Source organism: Shewanella sp. SACH (genome assembly GCF_001887095.2).
In the GTDB taxonomy this organism is placed as follows: Bacteria; Pseudomonadota; Gammaproteobacteria; order Enterobacterales; family Shewanellaceae; genus Shewanella; species Shewanella baltica.
In genome coordinates this window covers 498,159-511,020 of the sequence record NZ_MPDG02000001.1, presented here as the reverse complement: position 1 = coordinate 511,020, position 12,862 = coordinate 498,159, and the positions used below count along the sequence as shown (strand labels likewise).

At 48.3% G+C, this 12,862-nt stretch carries 12 protein-coding genes; 1 reads left to right on the top strand and 11 read right to left on the bottom strand.

The window, feature by feature from the left end; translation table 11 throughout:
- Positions 1–199: 199 nt before the first annotated feature.
- The 9 genes from BM607_RS02040 to BM607_RS02000 form a co-directional block, all read right to left on the bottom strand.
- Positions 200–958: an SDR family oxidoreductase gene (locus BM607_RS02040; RefSeq protein ID WP_006081032.1), complete on the bottom strand. Its 759-nt coding sequence runs from the start codon at positions 956–958 to the stop codon at positions 200–202.
- A 24-nt stretch (positions 959–982) separates the two neighbouring features.
- Complete coding sequence (gene mmsB, locus BM607_RS02035) at positions 983–1,885, bottom strand: 3-hydroxyisobutyrate dehydrogenase (RefSeq protein WP_006085281.1); 903 nt, start codon at positions 1,883–1,885, stop codon at positions 983–985.
- A 144-nt stretch (positions 1,886–2,029) separates the two neighbouring features.
- The gene (locus BM607_RS02030) at positions 2,030–3,181 is read right to left on the bottom strand and encodes an enoyl-CoA hydratase/isomerase family protein (protein ID WP_071939054.1); all 1,152 of its coding nucleotides are present in this window, start codon (positions 3,179–3,181) and stop codon (positions 2,030–2,032) included.
- The gene (locus BM607_RS02025; RefSeq protein ID WP_071939055.1) at positions 3,181–3,954 is read right to left on the bottom strand and encodes an enoyl-CoA hydratase; all 774 of its coding nucleotides are present in this window, start codon (positions 3,952–3,954) and stop codon (positions 3,181–3,183) included. The genes BM607_RS02030 and BM607_RS02025 overlap by 1 nt, the downstream gene beginning before the upstream one ends.
- A 59-nt stretch (positions 3,955–4,013) precedes the next feature.
- On the bottom strand, positions 4,014–5,171 hold the full coding sequence (locus tag BM607_RS02020; protein ID WP_071939056.1) for an acyl-CoA dehydrogenase family protein: 1,158 nt from the start codon (positions 5,169–5,171) through the stop codon (positions 4,014–4,016).
- Positions 5,172–5,272: 101 nt separating this feature from the next.
- The gene (locus BM607_RS02015) at positions 5,273–6,772 is read right to left on the bottom strand and encodes a CoA-acylating methylmalonate-semialdehyde dehydrogenase (RefSeq protein ID WP_012088747.1); all 1,500 of its coding nucleotides are present in this window, start codon (positions 6,770–6,772) and stop codon (positions 5,273–5,275) included.
- 115 nt (positions 6,773–6,887) lie between these two features.
- Complete coding sequence (locus BM607_RS02010) at positions 6,888–8,078, bottom strand: acetyl-CoA C-acyltransferase (protein WP_071939057.1); 1,191 nt, start codon at positions 8,076–8,078, stop codon at positions 6,888–6,890.
- Positions 8,079–8,368: 290 nt separating this feature from the next.
- Complete coding sequence (metA, locus tag BM607_RS02005) at positions 8,369–9,310, bottom strand: homoserine O-succinyltransferase (protein ID WP_071939058.1); 942 nt, start codon at positions 9,308–9,310, stop codon at positions 8,369–8,371.
- Between the two features lie 70 nt (positions 9,311–9,380).
- Positions 9,381–9,800 (bottom strand): YbaY family lipoprotein, encoded by a 420-nt coding sequence (locus tag BM607_RS02000; RefSeq protein WP_006081022.1) that lies wholly within the window; start codon positions 9,798–9,800, stop codon positions 9,381–9,383.
- Between the two features lie 117 nt (positions 9,801–9,917).
- Between BM607_RS02000 and BM607_RS01995 the strand changes: the two genes are divergently transcribed.
- The gene (locus BM607_RS01995) at positions 9,918–10,661 is read left to right on the top strand and encodes an SDR family NAD(P)-dependent oxidoreductase (RefSeq protein WP_006081021.1); all 744 of its coding nucleotides are present in this window, start codon (positions 9,918–9,920) and stop codon (positions 10,659–10,661) included.
- 93 nt (positions 10,662–10,754) lie between these two features.
- Here BM607_RS01995 and ompW read toward each other — a convergent pair whose 3' ends face one another.
- Positions 10,755–11,399, bottom strand: coding sequence for an outer membrane protein OmpW (ompW, locus tag BM607_RS01990; RefSeq protein ID WP_037391022.1), 645 nt, complete (start codon positions 11,397–11,399; stop codon positions 10,755–10,757).
- Positions 11,400–11,904: 505 nt separating this feature from the next.
- Positions 11,905–12,582, bottom strand: coding sequence for a nucleotidyltransferase family protein (locus tag BM607_RS01985; protein WP_071939059.1), 678 nt, complete (start codon positions 12,580–12,582; stop codon positions 11,905–11,907).
- Between the last annotated feature and the right edge of the window lie 280 nt (positions 12,583–12,862).

Sequence of the window (12,862 nt, the reverse complement as noted above, 5' to 3'; positions counted from 1 at the left end):
ATTACATGCGACAAACATGTATGTAAAGTTATGTAAAAAAACTGGAGGGCGATTGTTGAAGGTTAACAACTAAATGTCAACTCCAACAGTGAAATCTAAATAAATCCAAAGACTGAGTTCAAAATGCCATTATGTTTCTTTACGCAATAAAAAACCGAGCCTCAGCTCGGTTTTTATGAATATCAATAAGATATCGTCATTACAGACGAATACCACCATCGATTTCGAACACGCGACCATTTACATAGTCGTTCTCAATAATAAAGCGTACGGTAGAAGCTATCTCGTCTGCATGACCAAGGCGTCCTACTGGCACTAGCTTCTCTAAACGCTCCAGCGCCTCAGGTTTCATTGCCGCCGTCATCTCAGTAGCGATAACGCCCGGTGCAACCGCTGCGCTACGGATATTGTAACGTGCTAATTCCTTCGCCCAGCCAACAGACATGGCCGCAACGCCCGCTTTGGAGGCGGCGTAGTTTGACTGACCCATGTTGCCCGCTTTCGCTAGGCTAGAGATGTTGACAATCACGCCCGCTTGACCGGATTCAATCATGGCCGCTGCCGCTTCACGACCGCAGAGGAAGCTGCCCGTCAAGTTCACATTGATCACAGATTGGAATTGCTCATAAGACATACGGTCGGTGACTTTGCCGTCTTTGGCTTTGACTAACAGGCCATCACGCAGAATGCCGGCGTTGTTCACTAACACGTTCACTTGGCCAAAATCTTCGAGAATATAGGCAAAACCTGCCACGACGTCTTCTTCGTCGGTAATGTCTAAGGCATAACCTTGGACTTCAGTGTCCGATCCAAGCTCAGCACAGGCTCGCTCGAGTTTTTCTTGGTCCACGTCGATAAGCGCTATCTTAGCACCCGCCTGCGCAAAATTTTGCGCCATTGCCAGACCTAAGCCACCCGCGCCGCCAGTAATGACGACAACCTTATCTTTTAAATCCATCTGGTTATCCCTTGTTAACTATGTCTATTTTTTAAGTTGTGCAAATTGTTCAAAAATACTGGAAAAATCTCGGCGGCCATTGCCTTGTCTTGCATGATTCACATACAAACTGCGGGCTAAAGCGCCCATTGGCGTGCTGGAGTTGCTCAATAATGCGGCTTCTTGGGACAGACCGAGATCTTTAACCATCAAATCTACCATAAAGCCGCCCTGATAGCCCTTAGAAGAAGGTACAGTCTCCATCACACCTGGGCATGGATTGTACTTCTCTAATGTCCAGTTACCACCACTGCTGACCTTCATAATGTCGGACAAGACTTTGGGATCGAGACCATGGTCAATGCCCATTTGCAGCGCCTCTGAAGTGCCAACCATCAACACAGATAACAGCATGTTATTGCAGATTTTAGCGACTTGTCCCGCACCTGGGCCACCGGCGTGGAATATGTTCACCCCCATTGCTTTAAGCACTGGCTGACCCCGCTCAAAAGCGCTATCGGAACCACCACAAATAAAGGTTAAAGTACCCGCCGCCGCGCCTGCTGTGCCGCCAGAAACCGGTGCATCCATAAACTCTATGCCGCTTTTAGCCGCTTCGGCCGCTACCAATTGCGCGCTTTGCGCATCGATGGTCGAGCAATCGATCAGTAAGGTATCACCCGCAACCACTTCGAGCAGTCCTTTGTCTGTGCCATTGCCTAAATATAAACTTTTCACATGCTTGCCCGCAGGCAGCATAGTGATCACCACATTGGCACCCGCCGCCGCGCCGCAGGCCGTGCTAGAAACAAAAGCCCCTTGCTCGGCAAGGCTGTGCATGGCTTCTGGGACTAAATCAAATACACGAACCGTCATGCCCGCTTTTAATAAATTGGCCGCCATTGGGCCGCCCATATTACCTAAACCGATAAATGCTACTGTACTCATGCTGTCACTCCTGTGTGCTGTTCTTTTTTTAGTGTAGTGATACTGCTAGTCCGTTGATGATGCTGTCGTTATCACAGAGTAAAGCGAGCTTGGCTGAGCCTATACACTCAGCGCTAATCAAGTCTGCGCTAATCAACTCAACGCTTAGCTCAGTTGGCTAAAGGGATGCGCCTCGCCCCAAGGGGAAGTCAATATTTGCTCAAGTACGGCGGTAGGCACTGAGTTAACATCCTTAAAGCGCCACTGGGGTTGTCTGTCTTTATCAATCAAGAGTGCGCGAACCCCTTCACAGAAATCACCATGGGCACACACGTTAACGCTGGCGGTTAATTCCCATTTAAAACACTCTGCTAGGCTTAACTTAGTACCTAGCTGTGATTGGATATTAACCAGATGCCAGCTGATAGGACTGCCCGCAAGGAAGGTGTCGCGCGCCTTCATTAACCAAGCATCCTCCGACGCTAACGTCGACATACGGGTGACAATATCCTCTAAACTCCCCGCCATCAGTCGGTCGATATTATCTTGGCTGTCCGCCAATACACTTTCGCCCTTCGGGATATCCACTTGATTAGATAACTCGTTGATCATGCTATCTAAGCGTTGATGATTAAGCGCCGGTGTATCGCTCCAATCTAAGGTGGCCATGGCATCGAACATCAGTTCTTTGTCGTCACGGTTCAGGTAATGATCCGCAAGGCCCACATAACAGGCATCGGCAGCATTGAGTTGATAGGCCGTGAGCCCTAAAAACAGTCCCATTTTGCCCTGCATGCGATTAAGGAAATAACTGCCGCCCACATCGGGGTACAGGCCAATCGTCACTTCAGGCATAGCAATGCGCGAAGTTTCGGTAACGACTCTGTGGCTTGCGCCCGCCATCAAACCGAGCCCGCCGCCCATAACAATGCCGTCGCCCCACACCAACACAGGTTTGCCAAAGGTATGCAGTAGATAATCGAGACGATATTCCTCTTCGAAGAACACCTTTGCCTCCTCAGTCACTTGTCCTTTAGCGGCAATGGATGCATGGTATAAGGCGCGCACATCACCACCCGCACAAAAGGCCTTCTCACCGCTGCCATCTAAAACGATACAAGCGATAAGCGAGTCTTTCTTCCATAGATTGAGCTGCGCCGTCATAGCGCGCACCATGTCTAAATCTAAGGCGTTGAGGGCTTTTTCCACATTGAGTGTCACCACCCCAATCAACTTACCGGACGCGGTGGCTAAGGTTTGAAAAACCACGTTTTGCGTGGTCGTGGCCTGATTTACGATATCTACTACATTAGTCATTAGCGGTTCTTCCAATCAGCTTTACGTTTGCCCAAAAACGCATTCACGCCTTCGGCCTGATCTTCGGTATCAAATAACCCGACAAATAATTCACGCTCAATCGGCAGCGCTTGGCTACGCGCCATAGTGCGGCCCGCTTGAATGAGTGTTTTGCACGCTGTGACGCTGCTTGGGCTTTGGTTAGCGACTTTAACGGCCAACGCGATTGCCGCATTAAGGGCTTCGCCCGTGTCGACCACTTCTTCAACTAAACGCAGATTCAAAGCTTGAGTCGCATCGACGCGCTCACCGCATAAAATCATCCGCTTAGCCCAGCCTTCACCGACTAATGCGGTCAGATTTTGGGTGCCACCTGCGCAAGGTAATAAACCCACTGTCGCTTCAGGCAATGCCATCACAGCTTGAATTTCGGCGATGCGAATATCACAGGCCAGTGCGACTTCTAAGCCGCCGCCCATGGCATAACCGTTAATCGCGGCAATCGATACACCGCGGAATTGACTTAAGGTTTCAAAGGCTTCACCGAAATGCTTTGCCATCGTCGCCGCATTGCCTTTGTCGCCGTCACTAAACAGCTTCAAATCGGCGCCGGCAGAGAAGAACTTTTGCCCTTGGCCCGTTAACACTAAGGCATAAATTTCTTTATTCGCGTTCAGCTCAAGCACTTTAGCTTTGAGCGCCTGCAAACTCTCGGCGGTCCAAGTATTTGCCGGTGGATTATTCATCGTCAGAATGGCCGTATGGCCTTCGATACGTTCTACTAAATATTCCATCTGTATAGACTCCTTTTATGTTATCGCCAACCGATAAGTCACACTTCTTGCGAGTGGACTTAGAGGATTTGTCCTGCATTTTCATCGAGTAAACGACGGGCGATAATTAAGCGCATAATTTCGTTGGTGCCTTCTAAAATCTGGTGCACACGCACATCACGGAAGTGACGTTCCAGCGGGTACTCCCTTATATAACCATATCCGCCATGAATTTGCAGCGCCGCATCACAGACTTGAAAGCCCACATCGGTGGCAAAACGTTTTGCCATGGCGCAATAGGCGGTGGCTTCAGGATCGTTGCTATCGAGCTTAAAGGCCGCGAGGCGCACCATTTGGCGAGCAGCGACTAACTCAGTCGCCATATCGGCGAGCTTAAATTGTAGTGCTTGGAAAGCCGCTAACGGTTTACCAAATTGCTGACGCTCATTCATATACTGAGTTGCACGTTCCAGCGCCGCTTGCGCAGTGCCTACTGAACAGGTCGCGATATTGATACGACCACCGTCTAAGCCTTTCATCGCGAAGGCAAACCCTTGACCTTCTTCACCGAGCAAATTCGCTACTGGCACACGCACGTTTTCAAAGGTGATTTGACGGGTCGGCTGGGCATTCCAGCCCATTTTATCTTCGGTCTTACCGTAGATAACGCCAGCGGCATCTGCCGGAATGGCAATGGCAGAAATCCCCTTAGGCCCAGCTTGACCTGTGCGGCACATCACCACTAATAGTTCAGTTGCGCCCGCACCTGAGATAAACATTTTCGAACCTGAAATCACATACTCATCGCCGTCACGCACCGCTTTGGTTTGCAAAGATGCAGCGTCTGAACCCGCGCCCGGCTCAGTTAAACAATAGGACGCTAACATTTGCCCTGTGGTTAACGGCTCAGACCAAGTCTGACGCAGGGTTTCAGTGCCCCAAGTCGTCACCATCCAAGTGGCCATATTGTGAATAGTCAGCATGGCCGTGGTCGCAGTGCAGCCCTTGGCGAGCTCTTCAAAAATAATCGACGCATCGAGGCGCGATAAGCCCATGCCACCTTCAGATTCTGGCGAATAAAGCGAGCAAAAACCCAGCTCACCGGCTTTTTGGATCACGTCTTTGGGGAAATGATGTTCTTCATCCCACTTGGCGGCAAACGGGGTTAACTCTTCCGCGGCAAACTGGCGCGCAAGATCGGCAAACTGGCGTTGGTCATCGTTGAAATTAAAATCCATTTGGCTCTCCTATGACTCTGTGGTCACTTTTTTATTTTATAAATTGGGCGCCGTAAAGACGCCGTGGTTTATCGATTAATCACCGAGCTTGACGTACGAGCTTAGCGCAAGTTAATGCTCATGTTTGGCGTAGACGCCACGGCGATATCGGACTCAAACCAGCGTGAAGTGATGGTCTTAGTCTCGGTATAGAAACGTACCGCTTGTTTACCGTAAGCATGTTGATCGCCGTAGAAACTGCCCTTCCAACCTGTGAATGAGAAGAAAGGCAATGGCACAGGAATAGGTACGTTAATTCCCACTTGGCCGACTTCTATTTCGTGTTGATATTTACGGGCCGCCGCGCCGCTGGCGGTGAAGATAGAAGTGCCGTTGCCATACGGGCTGGCATTGACTAATTCGATGGCCGCTTCTAAGGAGTCTGACTCCATGCAACACAGTACAGGGCCGAAGATTTCTTCCTTATAGATGCTCATCTCTGTGGAGACTTTATTGAACATGGTTGGGCCAATCCAGTTGCCTGACTCATAACCTTCCACGGTAAAGTCGCTGCCATCGAGTAAACACTCGGCGCCTTCATCAATCCCCTGCTTGATAAGCTTGAGCACGCGTGCCTTGGCTGCAGGGCTTATGACAGGGCCGTAACCGGCTTCTTTATCGTCCCATAAACCTGGGCGAACTTTGGCTAAGGCTTCTTTGAGTTCTGGGATCCACTCTTTAGCTGCGCCAACAAACACGGCAACCGAAATCGCCATACAGCGCTGACCCGCCGCGCCCACAGAAGCGCCAACTAAGTTATTGATCACTTGCTGTTTGTTCGCATCAGGCATAATGACGCAGTGATTTTTTGCGCCCGCAAAGGCTTGTACGCGTTTTAAGTTATCGGTACCGGTTTTATAAATATACTGGCCCACAGCCACTGAACCGACGAAGGAAATGGCTTTAATTGCAGGGTCTGCCAGCAGAATATCCACGGCAGTTTTGTCGCCATGCACTAATTGCAATACGCCCTTAGGTGCGCCCGCTTCAACAAACAGTTCAACAAGGCGCTGCGGCGTCATTGGATCTTGTTCTGAAGGTTTCAAAATGAAGGTGTTACCGCAGGCAATCGCCAGTGGGAACATCCATAACGGGATCATCGCAGGGAAGTTAAATGGCGTAATACCAGCACACACACCCAGTGGTTGAGTGTAGCTATAAGTGTCGATTGAACGCGCGACGTTCTCAACGGTTTCGCCCATCAATAATGACGCCACGTTACAAGCGTGTTCAGCGACTTCGATACCGCGCCATACATCGCCCTTGGCATCTTCGAAGGTTTTACCCGTTTCATGGGCAAGAATGGTCGCAAGTTCGTCGTGATGTTCTTTTAGCAGATGTTGATAACGCAACATGACGCGCGCACGTTCAGAAACTGGCACTTCTTTCCACGTTTTGAAGGCGGCTTTGGCGCTAGCAATGGCTGCGTGAACTTCTTCGCTCGTAGCAGCATTAATCACGGCAATCGGCGAGTTATTCGCGGGATTGGTGACAATAATCTGCGATGTGCCCGTACCTTGGGTAAACTCACCGTCAATGTAATGCTTTACTTGTGTGGTCATGTTGCAATCCTTTCCTTGTAGAATGATGGGCTGGCGGTGCGATATTATGATTATCCTCAAGGGAAGTGATTGCCCTTGCCAGCCCCGTCTTGTTGATTTAACTAAACTGTTGCGATTAAACCTCGATGGCCATCGCCGTCGCTTCACCACCGCCGATACACAGCGAGGCAACACCGCGCTTCAGGCCGCGGGCTTTTAAAGCATGAATTAAGGTCACCAGCAAACGTGAACCCGAGCAGCCAATAGGATGGCCTAAGGCACAGGCGCCGCCATTAACGTTTACCTTAGCGATATCTAAACCTAGCTCAGACACGGCAAGCATAGTCACCATCGCGAAGGCTTCGTTGATTTCGAATAAATCCACCTCGTCCGTTGACCAACCGACATTGGCCAGCAATTTCGCCATAGCGCCAACCGGTGCAGTAGTGAACAATGAAGGCTCTTGGGCGTGAGTCGTGTGGCCTTTAATAGTCGCTAATACAGTTAAGCCTAAACGGTCAGCTTCGCCGCGTGAGGTCAGCATCAATGCCGCTGCACCATCGGAAATCGAGCTAGAGTTTGCCGCTGTGATAGTGCCATCTTTGGAAAAGGCTGGGCGCAGCGTAGGAATTTTTTCAGGGCGGGCATTACCGGGTTGCTCGTCGGTATCGATAGTCACATCACCGCGACGATCACTGACTGTGACGGGGGTGATTTCGGTTTTAAAGGCACCCGAGTTAATCGCGGCATTGGCTTTTTCAAGCGAGCTTAAGGCAAAAGCATCCATCTGCTCGCGGGTGATACCAAATTCATCGGCAGTTTTCTGGGCGAACGTTCCCATAGCACCGCCCGTGTAGGCATCTTCAAGACCATCTAAAAACATGTGATCTAACACTTTACCATGGCCCATGCGCATGCCGCCGCGGGCTTTATCGAGTAAATACGGCGCTTGGCTCATGCTTTCCATACCGCCTGCAATCACCACTTTTGCACTGCCCGCTTTAATCAAATCGTGGGCTAACATTACCGTCTTCATGCCTGAGCCACAGACCTTGTTCACTGTGGTCGCACCAACGGATAAGGGTAATCCCGCACCCAAAGTTGCCTGACGCGCAGGCGCTTGACCTAAACCTGCGGGTAATACGCAGCCCATCAAGACTTCATCGACATGCTCACCCGCCAATTGTGTTTCCGCTAACAAGCCTTTAATGGCCGTCGCGGCTAACATGGGTGATGCTACGGATGATAAGTTGCCTTGAAACCCGCCCATTGGGGTGCGTTTAGCAGCAACGATAACGATATCTTGATTTAACTGTTCAGTACTCATGAAGGCTCCAACCTAAATTGACCACGAAGCCTAGTACCAGCCTCGGGACGTTTAATAAAATCGACAATAAAACCACTCTGACGTTTACGCGAACGTAAAGCAAGTATCTAATAGTCTAATGTGCAGATTTTATCGAGGGAAAATGTCAGTAAGGATTTACAGCAAAGCAGAGATTAAGCGCAGTCAAGCGTGGACAGCAGGCTCTAAGGGAGAGATAAATGAAGGGCTTTTGGGGATCAGCTAAAGTCACATCCATGTGACCACATCACCATAAAAGGCTAAACAAAACCTTAGCGCGACTCCCACGGTGTCATCGCCGTCATATCGCTTAAGTCGTAAGGGGTTAACTGATAGACGTAATAGTTGAGCCAGTTACTCACCAGCAGGCTACCGTGGCTGTACCAACGGGCAATGGCGTCGGCTTTAGGATCATCATTGCGATAATAATTCTGTGGCACATTCGGGTCTAAGCCTTGGCTTAAATCTCGCTGATATTCCTCGTTTAAGGTCGACTTTTGATATTCAGGGTGACCCATCACAAACAAGTTACGATTATTCCGACTTAACACCAAATAAGCCCCTGCCTCATCGGACTCGGCCAATAGCTGCAGCTGTGGATGTTGTCTAATTTCTTCGACATCCATTTCGGCAAAACGGGAATGGGGTGCAAAAAATTCATCATCAAAACCGCGCAGTAGCGGGAAATGCTGAGAAGTACGGCGATGCACAAATACGCCAGAACGCTTTTGCGGCAATATTTTTCGATTTAAACCATAGAGATGATACAAGCCCGCATGGGCTGCCCAGCATAAAAACAACACTGAGGTGACATGCTCTTGCGACCAGTCGATGATTTCACGGATATGGTCCCAATAAACCACATCTTCGAAATCGATTTGTCCAAGCGGCGCACCTGTGATGATAAGACCATCGTAATTTTTATGGCGCACGGCTTCAAAGTCACGGTAGAAAGTATTCATGTGATCAATGGAAGTATGCTTGGATTCTTTGTCGTGAATACGCAGTAAATCCACATCGACTTGTAAAGGCGTGTTGCCCAGTAAGCGTAGTAACTGGGTTTCCGTCTCGATTTTGTTCGGCATCAAGTTCAAAATCAGCACCTTCATCGGTCTGATATCTTGATTCGCCGCCCGCGTCTCGGACATAACGAAAATATTTTCTGACTCTAACACTTCTGCTGCGGGCAGATGATCTGGAATTCTAACCGGCATACCGCGCCTCTTCTGTTCGTAAATACCAACGGATTCGGCGCGTATGTCAGCTCACTTCTGAGCGAGCTAACTAGCCACCGACTTTCTCTAGCAGTATCGTCATTGGCTCAGTGGAGTTGAGGTCAATATGATAGGCTTGAGTATTAATAAACAATAACTTATCACCGAGCATTATCCGTGCACCTATGGCATAAGTGTGCCCGGGTTGGAACTGATCGCTGCCAATCGCAAAACTGAATGGCGTTGGTGTTGCAGCACCTTGTTGTACGCGCTCCGCCATCACTATGGCTGGCACATCCATTTTTGAGACATCGAGCAGTTGCACTACGACCTTAGCCTCGGCGGGCAGAGCAATCCGTTCGCGATACAAGGTCTCGCCTTTTATCTCCACGATAGCATTGGGTGTCGCACAACCCGATAACACACCCATTAGTGCCATTAATGCTAAAGCAGTTAATCTCAACGCGCTTAAACGCAACCATTTGTTCATTTTGTTTCTCCTAATCATACATAAAGACTTCTAGATGTCCATACGCCCAAGCTATAAATCTTGTCTTGGCGAACATATCTTCCTATCATAAGCCACCATTTCGTTGCCGAAAAACCTATGACCCAAGCAACTGCAATAATTGTGGGAGCTAGCTCACAATTAAGTCGTGAAATTGCAAAGCAATTGGCAGATCAACAGGTTGAATTAGTCTTATTCGCCCAAGATCCAGAATCACTCCGCGATTTTGCCTTATCCTTGCCAACAAAAGTACAAGTATTTTCACTTCAAATTGAACAGCCTCAAGCCATTATCACTCAACTTGAATCCGTCTGGCAGAGTCTTGGCGGTGCGCACTTAGTCTTAGTCAATACAGGCCTCAATAGTTATGATCCTGAGCTGCCTTGGCTGCCAGAGCAAGACATTATCGATGTCAATGTGCGAGGTTTCGCCGCTATCTGCAATACGGCATTTAGACTATTTCGCGAGCAAGGTTATGGACAACTGGCGGCAATAAACTCTATCGCAGGTTTGCGCGGTGGCCCAAGTGTGGCCTATCACGCCTCAAAAGCCTTTGGACAGAATTACCTTGAGGGCTTATGTATGCACGCCCAGCGCCTCAAGTTACCCATTACGATTACCGATATCCAACTCGGTTTACTCGATAAAGCCGCCATGCAACAAAGTGCAATGTGGCTTGCCCCGTTGCCACAAGTCGCAGCACAGATCATCAAAGCAATGAAGCAAGGTAAACGCCGCGTCTATGTGACTAAACGCTGGCGCCTCGTCGCTTGGCTCACCGTATTATTACCCGAATTTATCTATAACACTCGCCACTGGAAGGCTAAAAAGCCAAAGCGCTAAGTCGGCTTAACCTGAGTGGAACATGTCAGGATAAAAGTGCACAAACGAAAAAGGAGCCTAAGGCTCCTTTTTTACGCTTATCTGATCCGTAGATTAGAAAGTGTAACCTACGCTGACCATATAAACCCATGGGTCAATATCGGTACCAATAACCACAGTGTCACCCGATAATTTAAACTTGACATCGCTGCTAATTTGCGCGTACCACACAGATGCGTTCACTAACCAGTTTTTGTTAACCTGATAGTCAATACCCGCTTGTGCCGCTAAGCCCCAAGACGTGGTCATGCTTAAGTCAGTTAACGCACCACCTAAATCATTGGTGAACTCATTATCATAAAAGTTAGTGTAATTAACACCGACGCCAATGTAAGGGCGAACCACTGATTGAGAATTACCGAAATAGTACTGTGCCACTAGCGTTGGCGGCAGTTGCTTAGTTTCAGCAATTTTAGTCCCACCCAAAGAAACGTCATGGCTAAAAGGCGTTGCTGCTAATAGCTCTACCCCAAAGTTATCAGTCAACATATAACCAAAGTTCAAACCCAGTTGAGTGTCGTTACTGATTTGGAACTCGCCTTTACCAGCAACATCATCGCTTGATTCGTTTGGCGCAACAACGATGGCACCCGCACGAACGATAATGTCACCTGCTTGGTGAGCCGATACAGAAGCAGAAAAACCAGCAGCTAAAAGGGTGGCAGCGATCAGTGTAGAAACAGTATTTTTGTTCATCATCATACTCCATATGTACAACATAGGTTTTTGTTTTAAATTACATCCTTAACAATTGACGCCTACACTGCCAGAGAAGCGCGACCACTTTATTGATCCAAATCAAAGTGAATAGCCAATACTCATTTCTAGGTACTACCCATGGGATCTAAATCACGAAATTCAAACATTTATCGACAGTACACCTTTATTTTCTGTGAGCTCAGTTCTGTATTAGTCATCACTAATGACTACAGCAAGAGGTAGACACCATTAGCGAAACTAACATTTGAATAACAATAAAAAGCACTTAGCTGAGGGGGATTTGGCCATTAAGTTCAAATTGGTGGGACTAGATGGGGAAGAATAGAAGCAGAAAATGGCCGAACCAAAACGGCTTAAGGATGATACCCATGCTGTTAGCGGTCTAAATTAGTGAGTAACTAAATTGAGTTGCTAAATTGAGTCGCTAAATTACATGGGGCGATTGAGTGAGCTGCTGGGATCAAATTAAGAGTGAATGAGCAGATCAGCTTGTGCGGCAACACTCAAGCAAAGGATACCGAGTAAGCCAACCCTTAGTCGCGACTCTGTGATCAAACACGGATAATGATCGCTTTGGATTGGCGCTCAGTTTGAGTGCAAACAAGGAGTTCAGCCCAAAAGGAGCCACCGGCTCAATATCATAAGACGCGGGATAATTTTTCATCCCAACACAAGTCTGAGTCCCAGTCTTAGTCTGAGTATCAGATTCTACATCAACAACTTGATAGCTCACCCCGACTGCGGTTTCAAGCTCTGGCCAATAGGCCATCGCATCAAAACAAGATGTGTAAGCCATGTCTTGATTTCGAACATGCATGCGCGCCTGATTCTTCACCGACCAAGGTAACTCAGGGGCAAGCTGATTAAGATAGGTTTCAATTGCCAGATCCCGCTCGGGACTGATATCTAACGGGCAAAAATAGATCAGATCGATATCGTTTAGTGGACTCAACTCAAATCCGTGCAAGCGATCCCAGACTAAATTACGGACAAATCCCGCCGCAAGGCACCACTGCGGCATTGAGTGTACTTTGGCGCATTGGAGCGCAAGTTCAAGCGCCCTCACCCGCTCGCAATCTTGGGTTATCCATTTGAGTAATCGATGCTTTAGCTCTGCTTCACACATAGCATCATCCATAACATTATTCAGAACATGACTCATACATTACTCATAACAGTATCGTTCGCTTCAATATCAAATAACACCACGGGAATGACATTCGGCTTACTCCACTTCGCCATCGGTTTCTGAGCACTTTACGACCCCATGACAGAGTAGATAAACGAGACTATAAATAGGTGCCATTACCGCAAAAAAAATCCAAAACCCATAGACATCTTTGTCTAGCAGATTAACGCTAACAGTAAAGATGGGCACGAACAGTAGCATCCAATTTATTATATTGAATTTGTACCGTATCGGCTTATCACAATGACAGCAG

What these genes read in the sequence shown, in the direction of transcription:
- BM607_RS01995 (WP_006081021.1), top strand. Translation starts at nt 9,918, where the DNA reads ATGACCCAAGCAACTGCAATAATTGTGGGAGCTAGCTCACAATTAAGT.
- mmsB (WP_006085281.1), bottom strand. Translation starts at nt 1,885, where the DNA reads ATGAGTACAGTAGCATTTATCGGTTTAGGTAATATGGGCGGCCCAATG.
- BM607_RS02025 (WP_071939055.1), bottom strand. Translation starts at nt 3,954, where the DNA reads ATGGAATATTTAGTAGAACGTATCGAAGGCCATACGGCCATTCTGACG.
- BM607_RS01985 (WP_071939059.1), bottom strand. Translation starts at nt 12,582, where the DNA reads ATGAGTCATGTTCTGAATAATGTTATGGATGATGCTATGTGTGAAGCA.
- BM607_RS02010 (WP_071939057.1), bottom strand. Translation starts at nt 8,078, where the DNA reads ATGAGTACTGAACAGTTAAATCAAGATATCGTTATCGTTGCTGCTAAA.
- BM607_RS02040 (WP_006081032.1), bottom strand. Translation starts at nt 958, where the DNA reads ATGGATTTAAAAGATAAGGTTGTCGTCATTACTGGCGGCGCGGGTGGC.
- BM607_RS02000 (WP_006081022.1), bottom strand. Translation starts at nt 9,800, where the DNA reads ATGAACAAATGGTTGCGTTTAAGCGCGTTGAGATTAACTGCTTTAGCA.
- BM607_RS02020 (WP_071939056.1), bottom strand. Translation starts at nt 5,171, where the DNA reads ATGGATTTTAATTTCAACGATGACCAACGCCAGTTTGCCGATCTTGCG.
- BM607_RS02030 (WP_071939054.1), bottom strand. Translation starts at nt 3,181, where the DNA reads ATGACTAATGTAGTAGATATCGTAAATCAGGCCACGACCACGCAAAAC.
- ompW (WP_037391022.1), bottom strand. Translation starts at nt 11,399, where the DNA reads ATGATGAACAAAAATACTGTTTCTACACTGATCGCTGCCACCCTTTTA.
- metA (WP_071939058.1), bottom strand. Translation starts at nt 9,310, where the DNA reads ATGCCGGTTAGAATTCCAGATCATCTGCCCGCAGCAGAAGTGTTAGAG.
- BM607_RS02015 (WP_012088747.1), bottom strand. Translation starts at nt 6,772, where the DNA reads ATGACCACACAAGTAAAGCATTACATTGACGGTGAGTTTACCCAAGGT.